Consider the following 25,624-nt stretch of genomic DNA (forward strand, 5'->3'; position numbering starts at 1 on the left):
GATGCCGCGCTCCGGACCGACGTTCACCCGCACATCTCGTCCCGGGCGCGTCCCTCGATCAGGTCGCGGTGCCGGCCGAGCTCCCTCGCGAGGAAATCCATCAGGGCCCGAATACGAGGCATGCGCTTCAGGTCACGGTGGGTGAGGATCCACATTTCCTGGCCGAGATTGCCGATGTCGCGTAACGCCCGCAGGCTTGGCTCCGCATCTCCGAGATAGCAGGGAAGCACACCCAGCCCGAGCCCCGCCTTGACCGCCGCGACGACCATGCCGGTGTGGTTGGCGCGGAACACGACCCGGTCGGCGGGGATGTTGGCCGCCACCCACTGGGCCTGCGGCACGTCCGCCCGGCTGGCCGTGTAGCTCACCCACTCATATCGCGTGATATCCGGATCGGCGACGTCGGCGGCCGGAAAGGAGAGTGCCGAGTAGACACGGTGCGCGAGCGCCGCGATGCGCCGGCCGACGAGACTTTCCGGCGTGGCGGAGCTGATGAGGATGGCGATGTCGGCCTCGTGACGAGCCAGACTCACGCCGGCCGGCGAGATCACGACCTCGACCTTGATGGCGGGATGCAGCGCCCGGAATTCGGCCAGCGCGCCCGCGATCCATGGAACCAGCACACCTATGGCGGCTACCCTGACGGTTCCCGCGAGCCGGAGATCCCGGCCGGACAGCCGCCTCTCCATCGTGACGATGTCGTCGCCGATGTGAACCGCGGCGTCCAGCATCTCCTTGCCGGCACCGGTGAGGTGGTATCCGTCGGGATGACGGTCGAAGAGCTTGAGGCCGAGCTCCTCCTCCAACGCCGCCACGCGGCGCAGCACCGTCGAATGCTTGACGCCCAGGGCCCGCCCCGCACCGGCCAGCGTGCCCTCCCGGCCGACCGCCAGGAAGAACTTCAGGCCCTCCCAGTCCACCCATCACCTCGCTGTGCGCATCCGCACAAGAGCCTGCCACAAAGGAGGCTCCTTCACCATTGCGGCGGCTGCGCCGCGGCTGTGCGTTCCGGCACAATGCCTGTCGAGACATAGGAGGTTCGCAACCCTCGACGACACCGAATAGCCTCGGCGGAACACCACGAAACGGAGTCTCAAATGCCCGCTTCCTTGGTTCTCTCACGCCGACTTCCGCCGATCACCGCCTTCGGCATGGTGGCGGTCGGGTCGGCCATCGCGCTGTTCCCACCTGCCGGCCTGGCCACGGCCGACGCGCGCGCCGCCGCCCTGGTGATCGGCGCGATCGGCCTGTGGGCCACGGGGACGATCTCCGAGACGCTGACCGTCCTTCTGCTGTTCACGCTCGCCATGCTCATGAAGGTGGCCCCGCCTCAGGTCGTCTTCGCGGGCCTGGTGTCGTCGTCGTTCTGGCTGGTCTTCGCCGGGCTGGTGATCGGCGCCGCGATCAAGCAGAGCGGCCTGGGCGCCCGCATCGCCGCCCACCTCGCGGCCGCGCTGAGTCAGACCTACCGTGGAGCCATGGTCGGCGTGGTGCTGTTCGGCCTGGCGATGGCGTTCCTGATGCCGTCGGGAACCGGGCGCGTCGTGCTGATCATCCCGATTCTGGCGGCGCTGGCCGAACATCTCGGCTATTCAAAAGGCAGCAAGGAGTACATCGGCCTGCTTCTCGGCGGCATCTTCGGAACCTATCTGCCGTCCTATGCGATCCTGCCGGGAAACGTGCCGAACAACGTCATGGCCGGGATCGTCGAAACGATGTTCGGCTGGCCGATTCCCTACGGCGACTACCTGCTCCAGCACTTCCCGGTCCTCGGCCTGGTCAAGACCGGCGTGATCATCGTCGTCCTGCTCAGACTCTACCGCAACGAATCCGGGAGCCCGGTCCGGGCCGCCGTCCGGCCGACCACGCCGATGTCGCCGGCGGAGCGGCGCCTCGCCGTCCTGCTGGCGGTCGCCCTCGCCTTCTGGGCGCTCGATTCGATCCACAAGATCTCTCCAGCCTGGGTCGGAATGGTCGCAGCCGTGTTCTGCCTGCTGCCGCGTTTCGGCCTGCTGCCGCCCAAGGCACTGCAGACGATCAATCTCGAACCCGCGCTGTTCGTGGGCGGCATCATCAGCCTGGGCGCGCTCGTCGCGCATGCCGGGCTCGGCAGGCATCTCGCCACCTGGGCTCTGAGCTCGCTCTCCCTGGCGCCGGACCACCCCGTCGCGAGTTTCGTCCAGTTGAGCGGGTTGGCGACCATGCTCGGACTCCTGACCACACAGCCCGGCATCCCGGCGGTCCTGACGCCGCTCACCAGCACGCTCGCGTCCGCCGGCGGATTGCCGACCGGAGCCGTCCTCGCCTCCCAGGTGGTCGGGTTCTCGACCGTCATCCTGCCCTACACGGCTCCGCCTCTGGTGATGGCGATGCAGATCGCCGATCTCCCCCGTCGCGAAGTGACCCGGGTGTGCCTCATCACCGCCGCCGTGACGTTCGTCGTTCTCTGGCCGCTGGACGTCCTCTGGCTGACCCTGCTAGGACGCCTCTAGGACCGGCACGCGAGCCCCGGCACCCGTCCCAATCGACCACAACTGGCTTCGTGACGGCGCCGCCCCGACGGATCGGGGCGGCGCCTCGCCGTCGTCCTGACGACGCTCGCGACACCGGCGGCGCGAGGTCCGCTACCACGACAGCGACGTCGCGCAGCGCCCCGACTCCGCGTCACTGCTCGACGACGGCTCGCGAGCCGGTGCTTCGCATTTGTGCCCCGAAGCACACGGCCTGTGCCCATTTCGCGAATGGCTCACGATCCTCGTGAATGCGACGTTTCCGTCGCGCGGCCTGGTTCACGACCGAGCCGCGCCGGAAACAGGAAAGGATGCGACATGTCACCGACCTGCAACTCCATCTCGGCCGACCGGATGACCTGGCAGCCTCATCCCCGTTTTCGCGGCGTCGAGATCGCCTACCTCGTCACCCGCGAGAAGGACGACGTCGACGTCACCTTCGCGCTGGTTCGCCTTCCGGTCGGATCGCAACCCGACAAGCACGTTCACGAGCATTCCGACGACATCGTCTTCGTCCTGCAGGGCAAGGCGACGATGTGGATCGACGGGGTCGGCGACGTGGCCCTCACCAAGGGGTGCTTTCTCAGGGTCCCGCAGGGCGTCCAGCATCAGCCGCGGAACATCGAGGAAGACGTTCTGCTCTACAACGTTTGGCTTCCCGCCCTCACCTGAGAACACGGCCGGAGCCGATCCCGAGTTCGCAACGGAGACGAAGAGATGATCAGGAAGAACGTACAGGACATTCCGGCCGTGTATGTCGACAAGGAGGGCTTCAACGGCATGTCGGCGCGCTTCGCCCTCACCAAGGACGACGGCTGCCCGAACTACGCCATGCGCGTCATGGAGTTCGCGCCGGGCGGTCACACCTCCCTCCACTCTCATCTGGAGGAGCACGAGTTCTTCTTCCCCGAAGGCGAGCCGGCGATCGTCGACGGGAACGGCAAGGAGACCCGGCTGAAGCCCGGCGATCTCGTCTACACGGCTCCCAACGAAGTGCATCAGCTCCGGAACCTCGGGGCGTCGACGATGCGGGTCATCTGCACCATTCCGATCCTTCCGGGCGGCGACGGAAAGAGCACCCGCAAGGGGTCGGAGTGCTGAACCAGGACGCCGGCGCGCCGGCCGCGGCCCGCACGCCGCCCGCCCCCGTCCACCGCACCTCCGTGACGGCCACTCCGGGCGGCAACGCCGCTCGGGGTGGCTGCACCAGAAGGAGAACGCCATCGTGAGCGCTCGATCCACGCTTCTCAATTTCCGGAAAGCTTCGCCCGGCACCATCGAGGGACTCCAGAAGATCAACGAAGGCAGCAAGGCGAGTGGATTGCCCGTCGCGCTGCTCGAGCTGATCAAGATCAGGACGTCGCAGATCAACGGCTGCGCCTACTGCCTGGCCGTTCACATAGCGGAAGCGCGCAGGCTCGGAATGAACGAAACCGCACTCCACCTGCTGCCGACGTGGCGCGACTCCTCGTTCTTCGACGCGCGCGAGCGGGCCGCCCTCGCATGGGCCGAGGCGGTCACTCTCGTTCACGAGGAGCCCGTCGACGACGCCGTGTACGATCAGGCGAGTACGCACTTCTCCGAGACCGAGCTCGCCGATCTGACCGGCGCCATCGTCTCCATCAACGGCTTCAATCGCATCGCGGTGGCGTACCGCTTCGCTCATCCGGTCTCCTGAGAGAGTGGACCGGTGGCCACGACGGACCGGCATGGTCCTGTTCGATGACGGCCGTGCAGGACGTCGTCGCTGGGAGGATGCGAGATGGGCAGCTTCGACCGGCATGTCGACCTGGTGCCGTCGGGTCGCGACGGCACCGACGAATATCGGCCCGGCGATCCGGCCTGCACGTCGGCCCTCCACGGGCTCACGACAGCCTCGCCTCGGCAGGCGGCGCTGGAGCGCCTGATCGACGGCTACCGGTCGTTCCGGGACAACTTCTTCTCGCGAAACCGGGACACCTTCGCCCGGCTCGCGCAAGGCCAGGCTCCCGAGATCATGATGATCTCGTGCTGCGACTCGCGGGTCGAGCCCGCGATCATCTTCGAGACCGGGCCCGGCGAGATCTTCGCGGTCCGCAACGTCGCAAATCTGGTTCCTCCGCTCACTCCGGACGGGAGTGCCCACGGAACGATCGCGGCCATCGAGTTCGCCGTGTGCATGCTGCAGGTCGGGCACATCGTCGTTCTCGGGCATTCCTGCTGCGGCGGGGTTCGGGCGCTCCTGAGCGCCCACGAAGGCACCGCCATCGGACGCTGGCTGCAGACGGCCGCATCGGCCCGGAGCGCCGCCGTCGGGGCATCATGCAGCGGGGCTCGGGCCACCCTGCAGCGCGTCTGCGAATACGAGGTGATCAGGACCTCCCTCGTCAACATCCGGGAGTTTCCGTTCGTTCGCGAACGGACCCGGCTGGGCCGCCTGAGCCTCCACGGCTGGCACTTCGACATCGAAACCGGGGAGCTCCAGGCCCTCGATCCGGAAGCGGACGAATTCGTGACCTTGTCCTGACCGGACAGGAGCATCGGCTTCTTCCTCACGGGTCCGGATACACCCCGCCACGGGGCCGTGCTCCCCGCCGCGAGAGGAGCCCGACACCACCGGTCCGGGCCCGCGACTCGTCTCCCGTGCCCGGGTGGTCCGCTCGGAGACTCACCACTTCCCCGCGGGAGAGGCCGGTTCCCGCACGAGATCCGGGCGACGGGGCCGAGGCCTCCGATCGATGCCCCACCCCCTCGCCCCGACTCGCAAAGCCCACCCCCTCTCCCGTTGGAGAAAGTGCGAGCCGACACGATCGCCAGGCAAGCGTATCAGTCGCGGTCGAGCCCGCCAAACCGTCCGCGAAACGACGCTCACTTGGAAGGATGGGCGCCGGATCGGGCCGGGCGGCGACGGCCGGGGCGGGCCGGTGCTGTTGGATCCCGTCGTGATGGCGTCGGTCGCGACCTTCGCCACGAGGCGCGAGACGATCGCGCCCACGAAAAAAACGGGCGCCCGCAGGCGCCCGCTCTTTCTGGAAGGATGCTCGCCGGCAGTGGGCCTGCCGGCTGCCGGCGGCGCGCCCGCCGGCCGTCGGGAGACGTCGGCGGTTCTTCAGGCCGCCTTGCCGAGAACGCGCTTGGCGAGATCGCGGAACTCGCCCTTGGAGAGCAGCTTCTTGTGCTTGAGCGAGTAGGCCTTGACCGCCTGCAGCACCGTCATGGCGTCGTCGTCGGACACCTGCATGCCGAGATCCTGCAGCCAGATGTTGACCGAGTCGATGCCCGAGCCCTTGCCCATCACGATGTCGGCGGGCGGCTGGCCGACCGCGTCCCAGCGGATCGGGAACAGCTCGGTGGCCATCTGCTCGCCGCAGTTCTTGAACCAGCTGGTGATGATGCCGGACTCGATCTGATAGAGCCCGTTGCCGACGATCGCCTTGTTGGACGGCACCTGCACGCCGGCCAGTCGCTGGACCAGGTTGGCGAGCGGCGTGAGCTGCGTGGTGTCGAGGCCGATGTCCTGGCCGTACATGGTCTTGAGCGCCATGACGAGCTCTTCCATCGGGGTGTTGCCCGAGCGCTCGCCGATGCCGAGCACGGTCGTGTGCGCCACCTCGACGCCTTCGGCCAGCGCCATGATGGTGTTGGCGACGCCCATGCCGAAGTCCTGATGGAAGTGCGCCTCGAGGCGGACGTTCAGGCGCTTCTTCACCTCGCGGGCGAAGTAGCCGGCGGCGTGCGGCGACAGGACGCCGAACGTGTCGACCAGCGCGACCGCGTCCATGTGCCCTTCCTTGCCGACGCGCTCGATCAGGTCGATCGCCCATTTCAGCTCGGCGCGCGAGAAGTCGATCGGGAAGAACACGACCTCGAGCCCGTTGTCGTGAGCGTAACGGGTCGACTCGATCGAGGTCTCGATCGCCTTCTCCATCTTCCAGCGATAGGCGTTCTCGACGAGGTGCATGCTGGAGGGGATCTCCATCACGACGCCCTTGACGCCGGTGTCGATCGCCCGCTTCACGTCGTCGACCATGCAGCGCGCGAAGGCGAAGATCTCGGGGCCGAGATTGCGCTTCACGATCTCCTTGATCGCCTCGTTGTCGGACGACGAGACGACCGGCATGCCGGCCTCGATGCGGTGCACGCCGGCCTCGGCCAGCGCCTCGGCGATCCGGATCTTGTCGTCCTTCGAGAAGATCACGCCGGTCTGCTGCTCACCGTCGCGGAGCGTGACATCGTGAATCTTGATGTTCTTGGCGAAGTTCAGGCCCTTCGTGGCCTCCGCGGCGTAGTTCCACGGGCTCACGAACCAGTCCTTGGCCTTCCACGGTTCATTCGCCATCTGGCTGCTCCTCTCGCGATTTCGTCTTGTTGATCGACGGGGGTGGGCCGTGTACGCCGGCGCCCCGCGGGCGCGGCGGTCGTTTCGCTCCTCGGGCCGGTACTCTACAGACTTTGCCTGAAGACGCGCCGGAAAAGTCGCGTCGGGACGTTGCTCAATCCTCCGATCAGTCATGCAAAAGAAGCCGAACATGGGCCCCCTGCAAAACCCGCAGGGCACGCCGCGGCGCACGGTTTCACGGGCGTTTCGGCGGGCGCCACGCGACGCGGCGCCGCAGGCCGACGGGGCGGCCCGGCGCCGCTCCCCGCCCGATCAGGAGATCGGGTTGACCAGATCGCCGATCCCCTCGATCGACACCGTGACGATGTCGCCGGGCACCAGGAAGCACTGCGGGGCGAAGCCGATTCCGACGCCGGCCGGGGTGCCGGTGGCGATCAGGTCGCCGGGCTCCAGCGTCACGTAGGACGAAACCGTGGCGATGATGGTCGGCGTGTCGAAGATCATGTCGCGCAGCGGCGCGGCTTGGCGGCGCTCGCCGTTGACGGTCGTCACGAGCATCTGGCCGTCGAGCGGGCCCATCTCGTCGGCGGTGACCAGCCACGGGCCGACCGGGCAGAAGCCGTCGAGGCTCTTGCCGAGGAACCACTGCCTGTGGCGGGTCTGCACGGCGCGCGCCGTCACGTCGTTGACCACCGTGTAGCCGAACACGTAGTCGAGCGCCTCCTCGGGCCCGACCTTGCTGCAGCGCTTGCCGATCACCACGCCGAGTTCGCCTTCGTAGTCGGTGGTGCCGGTCGGATCGGCGGAGGCCGGCACCGGCTGCAGCGGATCGGCGAGCGACGAGGTCGCCTTGGTGAAGACCACCGGAAACTCCGGCCGCTCCTGCCTGTCGCCGGACTGGTCGACGCCGCTGCGGGCGAACTCGAGCGCGTGGTCGTGATAGTTCTTGCCGACGCAGATCACGTTCTTGGTCAGCGGCCCGACCGGCGCGGCGAGCGTCAGGCTCGCCAGCGCCGTGGCGGGGCCGTGCCGCAGCGCGTCGGGTCCGGCGTCCAGGAGCGCGATCACGTCGCGCAGGTCGCGGACTGGCGCGCCGTCGATCAGCAGCGGCCTGAACTCGTCGTGCGCGACGGTGCCGAAGATTTTCCCGTCGGCGGAATGAACGGCGGCGATACGCATGTCGGGGGCTGGCCTGTTCGGGTGGGCATGGCCGGCCGGGCGGCCGGGGAACGGCCGGATGTTATGGCATGTATTCCGACCGCGAAAGCCGCCGCCTGAACCGCCGCCGATGCTGCGGCGCACCCCGGACGCTGCAGCGCAGCAAGCCCGGTGCCCCCCACAGCGTGGGGAGCGGTCCGCGAGACCGGCGCGGCGTCCTGATCAGACGCCGCGCGCCTCCAGCACGGCCCGGATCGACACCCGCGACCAGCCCGCCACCCGGTCGCGGAACGCCGTGTAGGAGTCGTGGACCTTCTGCGCCAGCGGATTGCGGGCCGCGACCTCGGCGAGGATGTCGGTCGCCTGCCCGCGCGCGGCGACGACGATCGCGTCCGGGAAGGTCTCGAGCTTCACCTTGTGGCGCTCCACCAGTGCGGCGAGCGCCTCGGCGTTGAGGCGCTCCATCTCGGAGAGCGCGAAGGTCGCCTCGGTGGCGCAGGCATGCGCGACGATCGCCTTCAGGTCGGCGTCGAGACCGCTCCAGGCGGCGAGCGAGATCAGGCACTCGCCGGTGCCGTTCGGCTTGTTGAAGCCGGGGCCGTAATAGTGCGGCGCCACCCGGTAGAGGCCGAGCGCGATGTCGGTGCCGGGACCGACGAACTCGGCGCCGTCGAGCACGCCGGACTGCAGGCTGGTCAGGATCTCGCCCGGCGCCGTCGTCTGCGGCGTCGCGCCGAGCCGGCGATAGACCTCGCCGCCGAGCCCGAGCGAGCGGATCTTGAGGCCCTTCAGGTCGGCGACGTCCTTCATCGGCGTCCGGAACCAGCCGCCCATGCAGACGCCGGTGTTGCCGCCCATGAACGGCTTGACCCCGAACGGCGCGTAGAGCTCGTCCCACAGCGCCTGGCCGCCGCCGGCCTCGACCCAGGCGACGTGCTCGGCGGGCGTCAGCCCGAACGGCACCGTGGTGTAGAACGCCGCCGCCGGCTGCTTGCCCTGCCAGTAGAAGGCCGCCGTGTGGCCCATCTCGACGACCCCGCCGCCGACCGCGTCGAGCACCTCGAAGGCCGGCACCACCTCGCCGGCGGCATGCACCGTGATCTGCAGCCGGCCGCCGGACATGGCGGAAATCCGCTCGGCGACGCGCTCGGCCGACATGCCGGGCCCGGGCAGCCGCTTGGGCCACGACGTCACCATGCGCCAGCGCTTCTGCTGCGCCCGCGCGACCGAAGGCGCGGCCAGGACCGCGGCGGCGCCGAGCGCGCCACCCGCGAGACGGCGTCGGGTGAGGTTGGTCATGTCATGCTCCTGAACTCACGAATCCCGTCGTTCCGGGGCGCTGCAAACACGTGTCGATCCGAGGTCAGGTGCAGCAGCAGCCTCCGGACCCTCTCCCTGAGGGAGAGGGTCCGGCGCGAGCGGAGCTCGCGACCGGGGCGAGGGTTTACGCCGCCCGTTGGCTGGCGCGGCCCCCCCTCACCCGGATCTCGCGCTGCCGCGCGAGATCCGACCACTCCCCGCTGGGGAGAGGTGAATCGCAGAGTGGCGCCGACCCGAAGCAAGACGACGGGCGCATCGAAACAGAGCATTCGCCGCACTCACCACCACCGGTGGAAATGATGCACCGGGCCGAAGCCGGTGCCGATGGTCAGGCGGTCGGCGGCGGCGATCGCCGCCGCGACATAGGCCTTGGCGTCGCCGACCGCGGCGGCGAGCGGCAGACCGTGGGCGAGGCCGGCGGCGACCGCGGAGGACAGGGTGCAGCCCGTCCCGTGGGTGTTCTTCGTCGTCACCCGCGGCGCCGTGAACCGCGCGACGCCGGCCGGCGTGACCAGCAGGTCGACGCTCTCCGGCCCCTCGGAATGGCCGCCCTTGATCAGCACGGCGCGGGCGCCGCGGGCCAGCAGCGCCTCGCCCTGCCCGCGCATCTCCGCCTCGGTGGTCGCCACCGCGGCGTCGAGCAGCGCCGCCGCCTCGGGCAGGTTCGGCGTGATCAGGTCGGCCGCCGGCAGCAGCAGCCGGATCAGCGTGTCGACCGCCTCCGGCGCCAGCAGCCGCGCCCCGCTGGTCGAGATCATCACCGGGTCGAGCACGATGTTCCGCGCCCGGTGCCGCGCCAGGCCGTCGGCGACCGCGGTGATCGCCGCCGGCACCGACAGCATGCCGATCTTCACGGCGTCGACGGAAAGGTCGGAGAACACCGCGTCGATCTGCGCCGCGATGAAATCGGGCGGCACGTCGTGGATCGCCGTGACGCCGCGGGTGTTCTGCGCGGTCAGCGCGGCGATCACCGAGGCGCCGTAGACGCCGAGCGCCGAGAAGGTCTTCAGGTCGGCCTGGATGCCGGCCCCGCCGCTCGAATCCGAGCCGGCGATCGTGACGGCAATGGCGGTCATCCGGCGGCCCGCTCGGCCAGGACGCCGTCGACGAGGCCGCGCAGGGTGCGGGCCGCGACCTCGGGATCCGGGGCGAGCGACAGCGCCGAGATGACGGCGACGCCGTCGGCGCCGGCCGCGATCACGGCGGCGGCATTGCTCGCCTCGATGCCGGCGATGCCGACCACCGGCATCAGCGGCGCCCGCCGGCGCAGCACGGCGCGGATCGCCGCGAGCCCCTCCGGGCCCATGGGCGCGGCCGGATTGTCCTTGGACAGCGTCGCGTAGACGCCGCCGACGCCGGCATAGTCGATCAGCTCGAGCGGCACGCGCTCGGCCTGGTCGAGCGTCTTGATCGAGTGGCCGACGATCGCGTCCGGCCCGAGCAGCGCACGGGCGTCCTCGATCGCCATGTCGTCGGGGCCGAGATGGACGCCGGCGGCCCCGGCGGCGAGCGCGACGTCGACCCGGTCGTTGATCACCAGCGGCACGCCGAGCGGCGCGAGCAGCTCCACCAGGGCCCGCGCCTCGTCGATCATGCGGCGGGTGGTGCCGAGCTTGTCGCGCAGCTGCAGCAGCGTCGCCCCGCCGGCGACCACGGCGCGGGCGAGATCGACGAGCGGCCGCCCGCCGGCGCGCTCCGGGTCCAGGATGGCATTGAGACGCACGTCCACCGGCATCAGCTCACCTTCGCCCGCTCCTGCAGGTCCTTGCGATCGAGATCGAACAGCGTGTCGAGAATGGCGGTGGCGAGCGTGCCGGGTCCGCTCGACACCACGGCGGCGCGCTCGCCGGCGACGCCCAGGCAGACGAGCGCCGCCACGGTGGCGCACCACGGGTCGGGCTCGACCGCCGCGAAGGCGGCGGTGAGCGCCGCGCCGGCACAGCCCATGGCGGTGATGCGGGTCATCCAGCGATGGCCGTTGGCGACCGCGGCGAGCCGGGTCGCGTCGGCGATCCGGTCGGTCTTGCCGGTCAGCGCGACCACGGCCCCGCTGTCGCGGGCGAAGCGGGCGACCTGCCCGGGCTCCGCGGCGAGCCCGGACAGCGTGGAGAACTCCGACGGGTTCAGCCGCAGGATGGTCGGCCGCATCGCCAGCAGCGCCTCGCCGAAGGTGGCGCGGCCGGGCGAGCGGTCGACGAACACCGGGTCGAGCACCCACGGAATGCCGGCCTCGGCGGCGGCGTCGATGGCGATGCCGATGGCGGCCCGGCGCGGCTCGTCGAGCGTGCCGATGTTGACGAGCAGGGCGTCGGCACCGGCCACGAAGGCGGCGACCTCGTCGGCCGCGATGGTCATCGATGGCACCGCGCCGGCGGCGAGCAGCAGGTTGGCCGTGTAGGCCTGGGCGACCGTGTTGGTGATGCAGTGGACGCGCGGCCGCCGGGCGCGCAGGCGCTCCAGCGCGTCGGCCGCCCGCGCGACGAGGTCGCGCGACGACGCGTCGTCACCGACGAGACCGCTGGCGTGCGGCATCTCGAGCTCCCTCCGCCGGCATGACCCGGATCAGGTTCGACGGGTTGGCACGCCGCTCCGCGGACCGGGAGCCGGCTTCGCCTCTCAGCCCGGACGCGGATTCGCCGGACACCCCGCTGAGATTCCAGGCGGAAGCTAGTCCCTCCCCCGCACCCGCGCAAGCGCCGGCGGGCCGGCCGTTCCGCTTGTCAAACCGGTCCGGTTTTGCTCGATTGCGGCGACCGCGCGACGGCGCCGCGGAGCGCCGAGCGGCGCGACGGGGCGGCGGGACGCCGCGGGGCGCGAGGCAAAGCCGATGATTCCGTTCTTCGTCCAGATCAAGTGCAACCTCGGCAAGTCGTACCAGGTCGCCAACCAGCTCGCCGACGCCGAGATCGCCTCGGAGATCTACTCCACGGCCGGCGACTACGATCTCCTGGTGAAGTTCTACGTCGAGCCCGGCACCGACATCGGCCACTTCGTCAACGAGAAGGTGCAGACCATCCCGGGCATCATGGACACCAAGACGATCATCACGTTCAAGGCGTTCTGAGCGCGCCCGCCGGGCCGATCGCAAACCGCCGGTCACACGGATTCCGCCTGATCAGCTCGGGGTCATTCCAGGGCGCACCGAAGGTGCGAACCCGGAATCCAGCGCAGGACTCAGTGCTTGGGGTTGGATTCCGGGTCCGGCGCTCCGCGCCGTCCCGGAATGACCGAGTTGATCGCACGGCGCCGGTCACACGTCGCCGGGCGGCGGCAGCCGCGGCGGCGGCGTCTGGCGGCGGCGGGCGGCGAGCTGCCGCTCGCGCCAGATGACGAACAGGCCGGACAGCACCACGATGCCGGCGCCGCCATAGGCCCAGACGGTCGGGATCTCGCCGAAGGCCGCCCAGCCGATCAGGAAGGCGAACAGCAGCGCCAGGTAGTCGAACGGCGCCATCACCGAGGCCGGCGCGTAGCGGTAGCTCTCGGTGAGCAGCAGATGCGACAGGCCGCCGAGGATGCCGATGGCGATCAGCGCGGCGAGCTGCGGCAGCGTCGGCGTCATCCACACGAAGGGCAGGACGACGGCACCCGCGATGGTGCAGATCAACGAGAAGTAGAAGACGATCGACGGCGTCGTCTCACTGTCGGTGAGCCGGCGGGTCTGGATCACCGCGAAGGCGTTGGAGAAGGCGGCGCCGAGCGCGCACAGCGCCCCGACCGTCGCCTCCGCCGAGCCCGCCGTGACGAGCCGCCCGAGTCCGAGATAGGGCCACAGCATCACCAGCACGCCGCCGAACCCGATGGCGACCGCGGTCCAGCGATAGGCCCGCACCCGCTCGGAGAGCACCAGCGCGGCGAGCGCCACCGTGATCATCGGCGCCGCGAAGCTGATCGCCGTGGCGTCGACCAGCGGCAGCCGCGCCAGCGCGGCGAAGTTGAGGAACATGCCGAACACCGCGATGCTGCCGCGGCCGACATGGCCGAGCGGCCGGCGGGTGCGCACCGCGACGGCGAGCTCGCGCCGCACCGCGTACATCGCGACCAGCAGGATCAGGGCGAAGGCGCTGCGGAAGAACACCACCTGGCCGAGCGGGATTCCGGCCTCGCCCACATACCGGACCAGGGCCGACATCAGCGCGAACAGGGCCACCGAGACGATCTTGATCAGGATGGCGCGACTGACGCTCATGGTGGGGGAAGGCGGGTCCGGGCGGGAATGCGGGAGTCCCTTGTCGCACGCCCCTCGGGTTCCGAAAACCTCCTCGTGCGCGACCCCGATGTGCGGGGGCGCGAGCGTTCTCGCTGCCGGTCGGTCCGGCTGGAAACGCTACCTGCGCTCCGGCCGCGGCGGGCCGTCGACGGGCGGCAGCGACTTCAGGTACTCGGCCATGGCGGCGCGGTCCGCCGCCGGCAGCTCGCGGGTGTTGCGCACCACCGCCGCCATGGTGCCGCCGACCGAATCGCCGTCCGGCAGGTCGCCGGTCTCCAGCATGTACTCGACGTCCTTGGCCGACCAGCTCGCCAGCCCCTTGCCGGTGATGTTCGGCACCCACCCCTGCCCTTCCGGGTTCGGCCCGCCGGCGAAGCGCTGCGATTCGACGATGCCGCCGAGCGCAGTGCGGGGCGAGTGGCACTCGGCGCAGTGGCCCGGGCCGTCGACCAGATAGGCGCCGCGATTCCAGCTCGCCGATTTCGTCGGGTCCGCCTGGAACTGGCGGCCGTCGAGGTAGAGGAGCTTCCACAGGCCGATGCCGCGGCGGACCGAGAACGGGAACGGCAGCTCGTGCTCCGGCGCCCGGCCCTGCACGGCCGGCAGGGTCTTCAGGAAGGCGAAGAGGTCGCGGAGATCCGCCGTCTCCATGCGCTGATAGGAGGTGTAAGGAAACGCCGGATAGTAGTGGCGGCCGTCCGGCGAGGTGCCGTCCTGCATGGCGGAGACGAAGCCCGCCTCGCTCCAGCGGCCGATGCCGTCGGCCGGATCGGGCGAGATGTTGGGCGCGTAGAAGGTGCCGAACGGCGAATGCAGCGGCGCGCCGCCGCCGAGCCGGGTGCGATCCTCCTTGGAGGAGGCGTGGCACGAGGCGCAGCCGCCGGCGAAGAACATGGTGCGGCCGTTGTCGAGATTCGGCGTGTGAGGGCCGAGCGAGGCGGCGGCGACGCGCGCCGGCTCGGTCAGCACGAAGAACACCGCGACGCCGGTCCCCAGGACCAGCGCCGCGGCGATCACCAGGATGCGCAGCAGGCGCACCGATCAGCTCTTCTTGACGCGGTAGCTCTCGTGGCAGCCGCCGCAGTTCTTCTGCACCTCCGAGAAGGTGGCCTTGAAGCTCGCCTCGTCCTTCACCTTGCCCTTGGCGGCGGTGGCGTCCTCGCCGAACTTGGCGAGCTTGGCCTGGAAGTCGCTCATGTTCTGCCAGATGCGCGGATCGGCCGCGGTGTCGCCGCCGGTCTTGGCGGTCTCCGGATAGAGCGCCTTGCTCTTGGCGGCGCTGTCCGCATAGGTCTGGAAGATCGCCTGCGCCTTGGCGAGATCGAACGGCATCTCGCCGCGCGCCATCAGGGCGCCCGTTCGTGCCTGGTCGCCATTGGCCTTCATGAGGGCCTTTCGCTGCGCGATCGGGTCCTGCGCGGCGACGGCGGTCACACCCGCGAGGAGCACAGCGGCGGCGAGCATCGTACGGATCGTCATGAGGTCTCCTGTTCGATGAGGTCGGTGGCTGGTCGGACCGGCGTGGTGCCGGTCCCGGCCGCCGGTGCGGCAGGCCAGGGCCCCGCGAGATCTACCGAGAAACCCCTACGCTGGCATCTCACTGGAACGACTCTAAGATCACGAGTTCGCGATACGGTTTTGATGGCACCACCGCCCGGGTGTGGCCGCGCTGCCGCACCGGCACACATCACAGGGCGTGCATGCGATCATGTTCGCGCAGCGCCGCCCACACGGCCTGCGCGGTCGCCGGCATGTCGATGTCGCGGATCCGCCGGGCCCGCCACAGCGCGTCGACCACGGCGTTGATCACGGCCGGCGCCGCCCCGATGGTGCCGGCCTCGCCGGCGCCCTTCACGCCGAGCGGGTTGGTCGCGCACGGCACGTTGCGCGTCTCGAAGACGAAGTCCGGCAGGTCGCCGGCGCGCGGCAGGGCGTAGTCCTGCAGCGTCGCGGTGACCAGCTGGCCCGAGTCGCGGTCGTAGACGGCCTGCTCCATCAGGGCCTGGCCGAGCCCCTGGGCGACGCCGCCGTGGATCTGGCCGGCGAGCAGCAGCGGGTTGAGGGTCATGCCGACGTCGTCGACGATGACGTAGCGGACGATCGTCACCGCCCCGGTCTCCGGGTCGATCTCGACCTCGGCGAGATGCGTGCCGTTCGGATAGGTCGCGGCCTTCGGCCGGACCGTCTCGGCGACGGTGAGCCGCGCCGGCGTCGCCTGCGGCGCGGTGGCGACGGTGGACAGGCTCACGGTGCGGTCGGTGCCGGCGATGCGCACGACGCCGTCGGCGAGCTCGAGGTCGGCCGCCGCCGCCTCCAGCGCATCGGCCGCGATCGCCTTCACCACCTCGGCCAGCCGGTTCGCCGCGCCGTCGACGGCGACGCCGCCGACCGGGATCGAGCTCGACCCGCCCGTGCCGGCACCGGTGGCGATCGCGTCGGTGTCGCCCTGCACGACCCGCACCCGCGACGGCGGCACGCCGAGATGCTCGGCGACGATCTGGGCGTAGGCGGTGGCGTGGCCCTGGCCGGTCGACTGCGAGCCGATCAGCACCGTGACGACGCCGTCGCGGTCGAGCCGCAGCGTCGCGGTCTCCGGCCCGACGGCGCCGCAGGCCTCGACATAGGTGGCGAGCGCGATGCCGCGGAGCCGGCCGCGATGGCGCGCCTCGGCGGCGCGGTGCGGGAAGCCGGCCCAGTCGGCGATCTCCTGGGCGCGCGCCATGTGGGCGGCGAAGTCGCCGGTGTCGTAGACCTTGCCGGTCGCGGTCGTGTAGGGCATCGCCGCCGGCGCGACGAAGTTCCGGCGTCGCAGGTCGTCCGGCGCGACGCCGAGGTCGCGCGCCGCGGTGTCGACCAGGCGCTCGATCACGTAGGACGCTTCCGGCCGCCCGGCGCCCCGATAGGCGTCGACCGGCACCGTGTTGGTGAAGACGCCGCGGATGCGCACGTGGCACGCCGGGATGTCGTAGACGCCCGGCAGCATGCCGGCGCCGGCGAACGGGATGTAGGGCGCGTAGCACGACAGATACGCCCCCATGTCGCACACCATGTCGACGTCGAGGGCGAGGAAGCGGTGATCGGCGTCGAGCGCGAGGCGCGCCGTCGTCACGTTGGCGCGGCCCTGGCTGTCGCCGAGGAAGTGATCGGCGCGATCGGCGACCCAGCTCACCGTGCGGCCGAGCCGCTCCGCCGCCACGGCGGCGAGCGCATACTCGCGATACGGAAACAGCTTCGTCCCGAAGCCGCCGCCGACGTCCGGCGTGATCACCCGCAGCCGCTCGGGCGGGATGCGCAGCACGTGCTCGGCCAGGATGTCGCGCACCGTGTGCGAGCCCTGGCTGCCGAGCGTCAGCGTGATGCGCCCGTCGCGCTGGTCGACCGCGGCCGTCACGGCGCGTGTGTCCATGTAGTTGGCGACGAGGCGCTGGTTGACCAGGCGCAGCTCGACCACGTGGGCGGCCGCCGCGAAGGCGCGTTCGGTCGCCGCGGCGTCGCCGAGCGTCTGGGTGTAGGCGACATTGCCGGCCCGCCCCGGCCACACCGGCGGCGCGTCGGGCGACAGGGCCGCGACCGGATCGACGACGTGCGGCAGCGGCTCGACCTCGACCACGATCGCCTCGGCGGCGTCGCGCGCCCGCTCGACCGTGTCGGCGACCACGAAGGCGACGGCGTCGCCGACATGGCGGACGACGTCGCCGGCCAGAACCGGACAGTCCGCCGGCTCCACCGTGACGCCGCGCGGAATGCCGAGGCAGGGCAGCGGGCCGAGCGCGGCGAGATCGGCGGCGGTGAGGACGAGGCGCACGCCCCGCAGCGCCGCGGCCGCCGTGGTGTCGACCGAGCGGATGCGGGCATGGGCGTGCGGGGTGCGCAGCACCACGGCGCGCAACGCGTCGCCCGGCACCAGATCGGCGACGTAGCGCCCCGCCCCGCGCAGGAAGGCGGCGTCCTCGGTGCGGGCCACGGCTTGCGACAGTCCGAACTTCATGGCGTCTCCCCCGGCGGCGTCCGCGCGAGCGAATCCGCTCGCGCACGCGCTCTGTCGGCCGATGGTGTCGCGACGGCCCGGAAATGCCACCGAGGCCTAAGGTCGCAAGCCGGACGGCGCGGCCGGCCGCCCCCGCGCCCGATCGGGACGCGGCGTGCGGCACCGGGAGACCGCCGCCGGCCTCACTCCGCCGGCTGGCCGGTCGGCGCCGCCGGCATCGCGCCGGCACGCCGGCGTCCGCCGGTCAGGCCGGAGAGCCAGCTGCCCACCACGTAGAAGGCCGGCGTGAAGATCAGGCCGAACGTGGTGACGCCGATCATGCCCGAGAACACCGCGGTGCCGAGCGCCTGCCGCAGCTCGGCGCCGGCGCCGGTCGCCCACACCAGCGGCACCACGCCGAGGATGAAGGCGAGCGACGTCATCAGGATCGGCCGCAGGCGCAGGCGGGCCGCCTCGACGGCGGCGGAGGCGCGATCGCGCCCCTGGTCCTCGAGCTGCTTGGCGAACTCGACGATCAGGATGGCGTTCTTGGCCGCCAGTCCTATCAGCACCACGAAGCCGACCTGGGTCAGGATGTTGTTGTCCATCCCGCGCAGGATGACGCCGGTGATCGCCGCGACGAGACACATCGGCACGATCATGATGACGGCGAGCGGCAGCGTGAGGCTCTCGTACTGGGCGGCCAGCACCAGGAACACGAAGACGACGCCCAGCCCGAAGGCGAACAGCGCGGTGTCGCCGGCCTTGATCTGCTGGTAGGCGAGGCCCGTCCATTCGTAGCCGATGCCGGGCGGCAGCGTCTCGGCGGCGAGCTTCTCCATGATGGCGATGGCCTGGCCCTGCGAGTAGCCGGGGGCGGAATCGCCGTCGAGCTCGGCGGCCGGATAGAGGTTGTAGCGCGGCACCCGGTACGGACCGGAGATGTCGCGCACCGTGGTGAACGCCCCGATCGGCACCGTCTCGCCGCGGGAGTTGCGCACCCGCAGCGTCAGCACGTCCTTCGGCTCCAGCCGGTGCTCGGCATCGGCTTGCGCCTGCACCCGGAAGGTGCGGCCGAACAGGTTGAAGTCGTTGACGTAGAGCGACCCGATATAGACCTGCAGCGTGTTGAACACGTCGGCCATGTTGATGCCGAGCAGCTGCGCCTTGGTGCGGTCGATGTCGAGATAGAGCTGCGGCGTCGAGGTCTCGAACAGCGAGTACACCTGCTTGAGGCCCGGGGTCTGGGCGGCACGGCCCATCATGCCGTAGACGGAGCCGAGCAGCGCCTGCGAGCCGACGCCGTTGCGGTCCTGGACCATCATGCGGTAGCCGCCGGCGTTGCCGATGCCCTGCACGGGCGGCGGCAGCACGACGACCATGAAGGCCTCCTGGATCGCCGCCAGCTTGCCGAACAGCGCCCCCTGGATGGCCGCCGCGGTCTTGGCGGGGTCGCCGACCCGCTTCTCGAACGGCTCGAGGATCAGGAACATGGCGCCGGCGTTCGGCGCGTTGGTGAAGGTGGCGCCCGAGAAGCCGACGATGTTGATGGCGTGGCCGACGCCCGGCGTGGCGAGGGCCATGTCGGCGGCCCGCTTCATCACGGCATCGGTGCGTTGCAGGGAGGAGCCCGGCGGCAGCTGCGAGGCGACGATCAGATAGCCGCGATCCTGCTGCGGGATGAAGCCCTGCGGCGCGCTGCGGAACTCGTTGAGGCCGAAGCCCAGCACGGCGGCGTAGGCGAGCAGCATCAGGACGGTGAGCCGCACCACCCGGCCGGCGAGCCAGCCGTAGCCGTTCGCCACCGCGTCGAAGCCGCGGTTGAACAGGCGGAAGAAGCCGTGCACCGGCTTCTCGAACCACCGCTCGCGATGGTGCGGATCGTGCCCCTTGAGGAGCAGCGCGCACAGCGCCGGCGACAGGGTCAGCGACACCAGCAGCGAGATCAGGGTGGAGCCCGCGATGGTCAGCGCGAACTGCTGGTAGAACTGCCCGGAGATGCCGGTGATGAACGCGGTCGGCACGAACACGGCCGACAGCACCAGGGCGATGGCGACGAGCGCGCCGCCGACCTCGTCCATGGTCTTGTGCGCAGCGTCTCGCGGGCTGAGCCCGGCACTGATGTTGCGCTCGACGTTCTCCACCACGACGATGGCGTCGTCGACCACGATGCCGATGGCGAGCACCAGGCCGAACAGCGACAGGTTGTTGAGCGAGAAGCCGAACAGGCTCATCACGAAGAAGGTGCCGACCAGCGAGATCGGAATCGCCAGGATCGGGATGACGGCGGCCCGCCAGGTCTGCAGGAACAGGATGACGACCAGCACGACCAGGATCGCCGCCTCGAAGATGGTCTCGACGACGGCGCGCACCGACTCCGCGATGAACGTGGTCGGATTGTAGATGATGGCGTGTTTCACGCCCTCCGGGAAGCCGGACGCGAGGCGCTCCATCGTCGCCACGACGCCCTGCCCGGTGGTCAGCGCGTTCGATCCCGGCCGCTGGAACACGCCGAGCGCGACCGAGGGCTGGCGATCGAGATAGGACGTGGACGAGTAGTCCTGCGCGGTCAGCTCGACGCGGCCGATGTCCTTGATGCGGACGACGGCGTTGTCGGTCTGCTTGACGACGACGTTGGCGAACTCGACCGGATCCGACAGGCGGCCGAGCGTGCGCACCGCCACCTGGAAGGCGAGTTGCTCCGGCACCGGCGGCTGGTTGAGCACGCCGGAGGCGACCTGGATGTTCTGCGCCTGCAGGGCCGCCGTGACGTCCTGGGCGGTGAGGTTCAGCGACTGCAGCCGGTCGGGATCGAGCCAGATCTGCATCGCGTAGTCGCGGCTGCCGAACACCGTGATCGAGCCGACGCCGTCGACGCGGGACAGCACGTCCTTGATCTGGATGTTGGCGAAGTTGGAGATGAACAGCGTGTCGCGCGAGGAATCCGGCGAGAAGAGGTTCACCACCATCAGGATGTCGGGCGACGACTTGTTGACCGTCACGCCGATCTGCTGGACCTGCAGCGGCAGGCGCGGCTGCGCCACCGCCACGCGGTTCTGCACCTGCACCTGGGCGATGTCGAGATTGACGCCGATGTTGAACGTCACCGAGATCGAGAAGCGACCGTCGGCGGTCGAGTTCGAGGAGATGTAGAGCATTCCCTCGACGCCGTTGATCTGCTGCTCGATCGGCGCCACCACGGTCTCGGCGACCGTCTCGGCGCTGGCGCCGGGATACTGGCCCGTCACGTTGATGACGGGCGGCGCGATCTCCGGATACTGGGCGACCGGCAGCCGGATGTAGGCCACCGCGCCGAGGATCACGATGACGATCGAGACGACCGACGCGAAGATCGGCCGCTCGATGAAGAAGTGCGAGAGCTTCATCGCGGGCTCACTCGGCCTTGGCGGTCGGCGGGCCGGCCTTCTCGGCCGAGGCCTGGGGGCCGGCCGGGGCGGGCGAGGCGTTCGCCTCTTCCTTCGGCGTCACCTTGCTGTTGGGACGGACCCGCGCGATGCCGTTGACGATCACCCGGTCGTCCGGCTTCAGGCCGGTCTTGACGACCCGCAGCTTGCCGTCGAGCTGGCCGAGCGTGACGAAGGTCTGCTTGGCGACGTTGTCGCCGCCCACCACGTAGACGAACTTGCGCACCTGCTCGGAGCCGATGGCGACGTCGGGAACCAGCATCGCGGTCTGCGGGGCGGACGCCGGCACGCGCACGCGGGCGAACATGCCGGGCGTGAACAGCCCGTCCGGATTCGGCAGCACGGCGCGGCCGCGGATCGTGCCGGTGGTCCGCTCGATCACGTTGTCGACGAAGTCCATGCGGCCGGTGTGCTTGAACTCCGGCTCGTCGATCAGCTTGAGCCCGACCTCGAGGCCGCCGGCGCGGCTGGCCGGGCCGTCGGACGCGGTGCGCTGGTAGCGGAGATACGCCGCCTCGTCGAACGTGAACTCGAAGCGGATCGGGTCGTAGGTCACGATCACGGCGAGCAGCGTCGTGGTGCCGCCGGTGCCGCCCGTCACCAGGTTGCCGACCGACACGCGGCGATCGCCGATGCGGCCCGTGATCGGCGAGCGCAGCTCGGTGAACTCCAGATCGAGCGTCGCCTGACGCACCGCCGCCTCCTGGGCCGCGACCGAGGCCTCGGCGACCCGCTTGGCCTGGGTGCGCTGGTCGAAGGTCTGCTCCGTGATGGTCCGGTCGCGCACGAGCTGCTGGGCGCGCTGCAGATCGGCCTCGGTGAAGGCGAGATTGGCCTTGGCCTGGGCGAGGTTCGCCTTGGCCTGGTCGAGCGCCGTCTGGAACGGCCGCTTGTCGATGGTGAACAGCAGGTCACCCTGCTTCACCAGCTGGCCGTCCTTGAAATGGATCTGATCGAGATAGCCGGACACGCGCGCCCGCACCTCGACCGAGTCCACCGGGACGAAGCGGCCGACATACTCGTCGTAGTCGGTGACGGTGCGCTCGACGGGCTTCGCCACCGTCACCTGCGCGGGCGGCGGTCCGCCGGCCTGCTGCTGCTTCGTCTCGCCGCCGCATCCGGCCAGGAGAAAGGCCGTGCCGACGGCCACGAGGCGCGCCCACTTCGAACTCATGACAGCTCCGGATTTTCCTGACCGCTCGACATCGCGCATTCTCGTGGCCCTAAAAAGGCCTGCCTGGGAAGGAAGCCCGGCGCTGGCGCGACGTCCCGATGGTCTTCCATAACCGCGTGGCATTCCCCATATCCGGCCGTGCCATGCAAGTCTATCAACTTGTTCGCCGAACTCGCAGTTCGGCCGAATCCCCCGTCTCTGATCGAACTCCGGGTTCGCTGCCGCGGCGGTATCGCCATGGCCGTCACGTCGATCCGAACGGCGACGTCCGGCTTCGTGAGGTCGCCGGCGACGATCGTTCCGGCAATTTCGCTGCGGAGCGCGGCGGCGTTCCGAACGATAATTCCCCGACCGCCGGGCCGGAGCCCGACGGCCGCGACGATGCCACACTGCTCGACGCGTACTCGCACGCCGTCACGACCGTGGTCGACCGCATCGGCCCGGCCGTGGTGCGGCTCGATGTCGCCGGACCGCAGGGGCGCCGCGGGTCCGGCTCCGGCGTGATCGTCTCTCCCGACGGGCTGATCGTGACCAATCATCACGTCGTCGCCGCGGCGATGCAGCCGGGCGCGGCGCGCCTCGCCGTCACCACGGCGGACGGCCGGCGGCTCGGCGCCCGGCTGGTCGGGGCCGATCCGGACACCGATCTCGCGCTCGCCCGCGTCGACGAGAACGTGACGCTGCCGGCCGCCGCGCTCGGCGACTCCAAGCGTCTGCGGCGCGGCCAGCTGGTCGTCGCCATCGGCAATCCGCTCGGCTTCGAGTCGACCGTGACGGCCGGCGTCGTGTCGGCGCTGGGACGCTCGCTGCGCGCCTCCAGCGGCCGCCTCGTCGACGACCTGATCCAGACCGACGCCGCCCTCAATCCGGGCAATTCCGGCGGGCCGCTGGTCGCCTCGCACGGCGAGGTGGTCGGCATCAACACGGCGATCATCCAGGGCGCCCAGGGGATCTGCTTCGCCATCGCGGCCAACACGGTGAAGCACGTGCTGGGCGAGCTGGTGCGGCACGGCCGGGTGCGGCGCGCCTGGATCGGCATCGCGGCGGCCCAGACCGCCCTGCCCGCCCGGTTGCGGCATCTCGCCGGCGTCGCACAGGAGAGCGCCGTGATGGTCGCTTCGGTCGAGCCGGGCAGCCCCGCCGCCGGGGTCGGCATCGTCGCCGGCGACGTGGTGCTGGCGATCGACGGCCGTCCGGTGACGGGCGCCGACGACCTCGTCCGCAGCCTGAGCGGCGAGCGGATCGGCCGCGACACCGCGATCGAGATCCTGCGCGACGGCGGCCGGCGCACCGTGTCGCTCGTCCCGCGCGAGCGACCGCAGCGCGCGGCGGCGTGACCGCCGGGACTGCGCGCCCGGCGGCGCGGACGCCTCGTCGTCCGCGTGCGCACGCGGACGTGTACGACTTATAGATTTACTTCTGGCATAGTGCTCGTTTAGGTTGTAGGCACAACCCGCGGGCGCCGCGCCGCCCTGTCCGGCCGCTCCCCTCCTCCGGCCGGAGCGACGGCGCGTGCCCGCAACCGGAGGGCGGGCGCGATGCTGTTCTACGTGCAGATGAAATGGAACTATCAGGGGCGGATCTCGCAGGACCAGCTGTGGGACCTCGAGGCGCGCGAGGGCGATCACGGCGTCGAGGGGATCCGGGCCGGCTTCGTCCAGCTCTACAAGGTGGTGTCGCAGCATCGCATCATCGCGATCGTCAACGCGGAGTCGCTCGACGACCTCGACCGAAACTCGATGGGCTGGCTGCCCATGCGCGAATACCTGGAGTTCGAGCAGGTCTGGGCGCTGCGCGACTACGAGGGGTTTCTCGCCGACGTGAAGGCCAGGTTCCCGCAGCCGGGACAGCCCCTGCCCGCCCCTGTCGATCCGGCCGCGACCCGGACCGTCGCCACGGCGTGGTTCCACAACATGCAGATCGGCAGGTCCGACGACGCGATCGCGCTGCTCGATCCCGACGTCACCTGGGACAATGTTCCGCCGGTGCCGAGCGTCAGCGATCTCGCGCCGTGGCTCGGCTCCTATCGCGGCGTGCCGGACGTGCTCGCCAGCTTCGGGGTGTGGGCCGCGCATTCCAGGATGCTGAGCTTCACGCTGCAGGGCGACGTGATGGTGGACGGCGAGCGGGCCGTCGGCATCGTCCACGAGCACGCCCAGTGCATCGCCAACGGCAACGAGTACGACCTCCAGGTCGCGACCTTCCTGACGGTGCGCAACCGCAAGATCGTCGGCTGGCGGGTGTGCTGGGACGTGTCGCCGCTGGTGCGCGCCTATCGCAACCTGTGAGGCCGGCGATGGGCACCGGCTCACACGACGGCGCGGACGCCCTCGTCCGCGCCGTGCGGTTCGGCACGGCGGCGGGCGTGCGCGCCGTGCTGGCCGCCGGCCAGAACCCCGATCGTCCCGATCCGGCGAGCGGACTGACGCCGCTGATGTTCGCGGCCGGGCTCGGCGACACCGACAAGATCGCGGCGCTGCTCGCGGCGGGCGCCCTCACCGACGCGCTCGACCGCAAGGCCGGCACGGCGGCGCTCCACAAGGCGTGCCAGGGCGCGCACACCGAGGCGGCGCGGCTGCTGATCGAGGCCGGCGCGTCGGTCGACCTGCAGGCGACATCGACCGGCCACACGCCGCTGTTCGAGGCGATCTGGTTCAAGGCCGACGACATCGTCGCCCTGCTGCTCGACCGCAGCTGCCGGCTGACGCCGACGACCTATTACGGCTTCACGCTGGCCGAGCATCTGGCCTACGCGAAGCGCGTGAGCCAGGGGGCCGGCGACGCCGACAAGCTCGCCCGCATCGAGGACCTGATCGCGCAGCGGCGGGCCCGCGACGCGGCGGCGCAGGACGAGGCGGGGCTGATCCGCGCCGTGCAGGCCGGGGACGTCACGGCGCTGCGCGACGTGCTCGCGGCCGGCGCCGCCGTCGACCGGCGCTGGCCGGTGGTCGGCGGCTTCGACGACGGCCACACGGCGCTGCTGGTCGCCGCCCGCGACGGCCACACCGACATGGTCCGCCTGCTGATCGAGGCCGGCGCCGACGTCAATGCGGTCGAACCGGTGTTCGGCGCCGTGCCGCTGCACAAGGCGACCTACAACGGCCACCTCGACATCACCCGGCAGCTCGCCGCGGCGAAGGGCGTGGCCCTCGACTACCAGGGGCCGTCGAACGGCTACACGCCGCTGCACGACGCGCTGTGGCACGGCTTCGCCGACTGCGCGTCGGTGCTGGTCGATGCCGGCGCCCGCACCGACATCGTCGCCTGGGACGGCAAGCGCCCGCTCGACCTCGCCCGCGAAAAGCTCGGGCCCGACCATCCGCTGACCAAACGGCTCGCGGGAACGTGATCTCTGTACAGGCGGCTCGGCCGTCTTCCCTCTCCCCTCGCGGGAGAGGGTGCCCTCGCGGAGCGAGGGCGGGTGAGGGGGCGTTCCGCGAATTCAGAGACTGTGGAATCCCCCCTCACCCGTCTCGCCGCCACGCGGCGAGCCTCCCTCTCCCGCGAGGGGAGAGGGACAAGCGCAGAGTCCCGGGAGAGGC

22 protein-coding genes are annotated in these 25,624 nt (G+C 70.6%); 9 read left to right on the plus strand and 13 right to left on the minus strand.

Features of this window, described 5'->3' with window-relative positions; genetic code table 11:
- Positions 1-23 precede the first annotated feature (23 nt).
- Positions 24-920, minus strand: a complete 897-nt coding sequence (locus tag J2S22_RS16480; RefSeq protein WP_272777492.1) for a LysR family transcriptional regulator — start codon at positions 918-920, stop codon at positions 24-26.
- Positions 921-1,097: 177 nt separating this feature from the next.
- Here J2S22_RS16480 and J2S22_RS16485 point away from each other — a divergent pair, with 177 nt between their 5' ends.
- From J2S22_RS16485 to J2S22_RS16505, 5 genes are all read left to right on the plus strand, one after another.
- Entirely contained in the window at positions 1,098-2,492 is a 1,395-nt protein-coding gene (locus J2S22_RS16485) for an SLC13 family permease (protein WP_272777491.1), read from the plus strand.
- Positions 2,493-2,828: 336 nt separating this feature from the next.
- On the plus strand, positions 2,829-3,182 hold the full coding sequence (locus J2S22_RS16490) for a cupin domain-containing protein (RefSeq protein WP_272777490.1): 354 nt from the start codon (positions 2,829-2,831) through the stop codon (positions 3,180-3,182).
- 45 nt (positions 3,183-3,227) lie between these two features.
- Positions 3,228-3,611 carry a cupin domain-containing protein gene (locus J2S22_RS16495; RefSeq protein ID WP_272777489.1) on the plus strand — a complete coding sequence of 128 codons (384 nt, stop codon included), beginning with the start codon at positions 3,228-3,230 and terminating at the stop codon, positions 3,609-3,611.
- Between the two features lie 124 nt (positions 3,612-3,735).
- Positions 3,736-4,188 (plus strand): carboxymuconolactone decarboxylase family protein, encoded by a 453-nt coding sequence (locus J2S22_RS16500; RefSeq protein WP_272777488.1) that lies wholly within the window; start codon positions 3,736-3,738, stop codon positions 4,186-4,188.
- 84 nt (positions 4,189-4,272) lie between these two features.
- Positions 4,273-5,016 (plus strand): carbonic anhydrase, encoded by a 744-nt coding sequence (locus J2S22_RS16505; RefSeq protein ID WP_272777487.1) that lies wholly within the window; start codon positions 4,273-4,275, stop codon positions 5,014-5,016.
- 582 nt (positions 5,017-5,598) lie between these two features.
- On the opposite strand, the gene J2S22_RS16510 is transcribed toward J2S22_RS16505, so the two are convergent.
- The 6 genes from J2S22_RS16510 to thiM form a co-directional block, all read right to left on the minus strand.
- Positions 5,599-6,828, minus strand: coding sequence for a LeuA family protein (locus tag J2S22_RS16510; protein WP_272777486.1), 1,230 nt, complete (start codon positions 6,826-6,828; stop codon positions 5,599-5,601).
- 312 nt (positions 6,829-7,140) lie between these two features.
- Positions 7,141-8,007 (minus strand): fumarylacetoacetate hydrolase family protein, encoded by an 867-nt coding sequence (locus J2S22_RS16515; protein ID WP_272777485.1) that lies wholly within the window; start codon positions 8,005-8,007, stop codon positions 7,141-7,143.
- 201 nt (positions 8,008-8,208) lie between these two features.
- Positions 8,209-9,285, minus strand: coding sequence for a TRAP transporter substrate-binding protein (locus tag J2S22_RS16520; RefSeq protein ID WP_272777484.1), 1,077 nt, complete (start codon positions 9,283-9,285; stop codon positions 8,209-8,211).
- A gap of 299 nt (positions 9,286-9,584) precedes the next feature.
- A complete protein-coding gene (gene thiD / locus J2S22_RS16525; protein WP_272777483.1) occupies positions 9,585-10,382 on the minus strand; it encodes a bifunctional hydroxymethylpyrimidine kinase/phosphomethylpyrimidine kinase in 798 nt (265 codons plus the stop codon).
- Positions 10,379-11,041: a thiamine phosphate synthase gene (thiE, locus tag J2S22_RS16530; protein ID WP_272777482.1), complete on the minus strand. Its 663-nt coding sequence runs from the start codon at positions 11,039-11,041 to the stop codon at positions 10,379-10,381. The genes thiD and thiE overlap by 4 nt, the downstream gene beginning before the upstream one ends.
- The gene (thiM, locus tag J2S22_RS16535) at positions 11,041-11,838 is read right to left on the minus strand and encodes a hydroxyethylthiazole kinase (protein ID WP_272777481.1); all 798 of its coding nucleotides are present in this window, start codon (positions 11,836-11,838) and stop codon (positions 11,041-11,043) included. Before thiM ends, thiE begins: the two co-directional genes overlap by 1 nt.
- Before the next feature lie 295 nt (positions 11,839-12,133).
- On the opposite strand from thiM, the gene J2S22_RS16540 reads away from it, so the two are divergent.
- Positions 12,134-12,370, plus strand: a complete 237-nt coding sequence (locus tag J2S22_RS16540; protein WP_272777480.1) for an Lrp/AsnC ligand binding domain-containing protein — start codon at positions 12,134-12,136, stop codon at positions 12,368-12,370.
- Positions 12,371-12,556: 186 nt separating this feature from the next.
- On the opposite strand, the gene J2S22_RS16545 is transcribed toward J2S22_RS16540, so the two are convergent.
- The 6 genes from J2S22_RS16545 to J2S22_RS16570 all read right to left on the minus strand — a co-directional run bounded on the left by J2S22_RS16545 (position 12,557) and on the right by J2S22_RS16570 (position 22,082).
- Positions 12,557-13,495: a DMT family transporter gene (locus J2S22_RS16545; RefSeq protein ID WP_272777479.1), complete on the minus strand. Its 939-nt coding sequence runs from the start codon at positions 13,493-13,495 to the stop codon at positions 12,557-12,559.
- Positions 13,496-13,633: 138 nt separating this feature from the next.
- Positions 13,634-14,548, minus strand: coding sequence for a c-type cytochrome (locus J2S22_RS16550; protein ID WP_272777539.1), 915 nt, complete (start codon positions 14,546-14,548; stop codon positions 13,634-13,636).
- Positions 14,549-14,557: 9 nt separating this feature from the next.
- The gene (locus J2S22_RS16555; RefSeq protein ID WP_272777478.1) at positions 14,558-14,995 is read right to left on the minus strand and encodes a c-type cytochrome; all 438 of its coding nucleotides are present in this window, start codon (positions 14,993-14,995) and stop codon (positions 14,558-14,560) included.
- A gap of 208 nt (positions 14,996-15,203) precedes the next feature.
- Entirely contained in the window at positions 15,204-17,504 is a 2,301-nt protein-coding gene (locus J2S22_RS16560) for a xanthine dehydrogenase family protein molybdopterin-binding subunit (protein ID WP_272777477.1), read from the minus strand.
- Between the two features lie 182 nt (positions 17,505-17,686).
- Positions 17,687-20,869, minus strand: coding sequence for an efflux RND transporter permease subunit (locus J2S22_RS16565; protein ID WP_272777476.1), 3,183 nt, complete (start codon positions 20,867-20,869; stop codon positions 17,687-17,689).
- Positions 20,870-20,876: 7 nt separating this feature from the next.
- Positions 20,877-22,082 carry an efflux RND transporter periplasmic adaptor subunit gene (locus J2S22_RS16570; protein ID WP_272777475.1) on the minus strand — a complete coding sequence of 402 codons (1,206 nt, stop codon included), beginning with the start codon at positions 22,080-22,082 and terminating at the stop codon, positions 20,877-20,879.
- Positions 22,083-22,471: 389 nt separating this feature from the next.
- Here J2S22_RS16570 and J2S22_RS16575 point away from each other — a divergent pair, with 389 nt between their 5' ends.
- The 3 genes from J2S22_RS16575 (at position 22,472) to J2S22_RS16585 (ending at position 25,431) form a co-directional block, all read left to right on the plus strand.
- The gene (locus J2S22_RS16575; protein WP_284701064.1) at positions 22,472-23,419 is read left to right on the plus strand and encodes a S1C family serine protease; all 948 of its coding nucleotides are present in this window, start codon (positions 22,472-22,474) and stop codon (positions 23,417-23,419) included.
- A 201-nt stretch (positions 23,420-23,620) separates the two neighbouring features.
- Entirely contained in the window at positions 23,621-24,370 is a 750-nt protein-coding gene (locus J2S22_RS16580; RefSeq protein WP_272777473.1) for a muconolactone Delta-isomerase family protein, read from the plus strand.
- Positions 24,371-24,378: 8 nt separating this feature from the next.
- A complete protein-coding gene (locus J2S22_RS16585) occupies positions 24,379-25,431 on the plus strand; it encodes an ankyrin repeat domain-containing protein (protein WP_272777472.1) in 1,053 nt (350 codons plus the stop codon).
- Positions 25,432-25,624: the final 193 nt, after the last annotated feature.

The sequence above is a fragment of the Rhodoplanes tepidamans genome (assembly GCF_030813915.1).
GTDB classification, from domain to species: Bacteria; Pseudomonadota; Alphaproteobacteria; order Rhizobiales; family Xanthobacteraceae; genus Rhodoplanes; species Rhodoplanes tepidamans.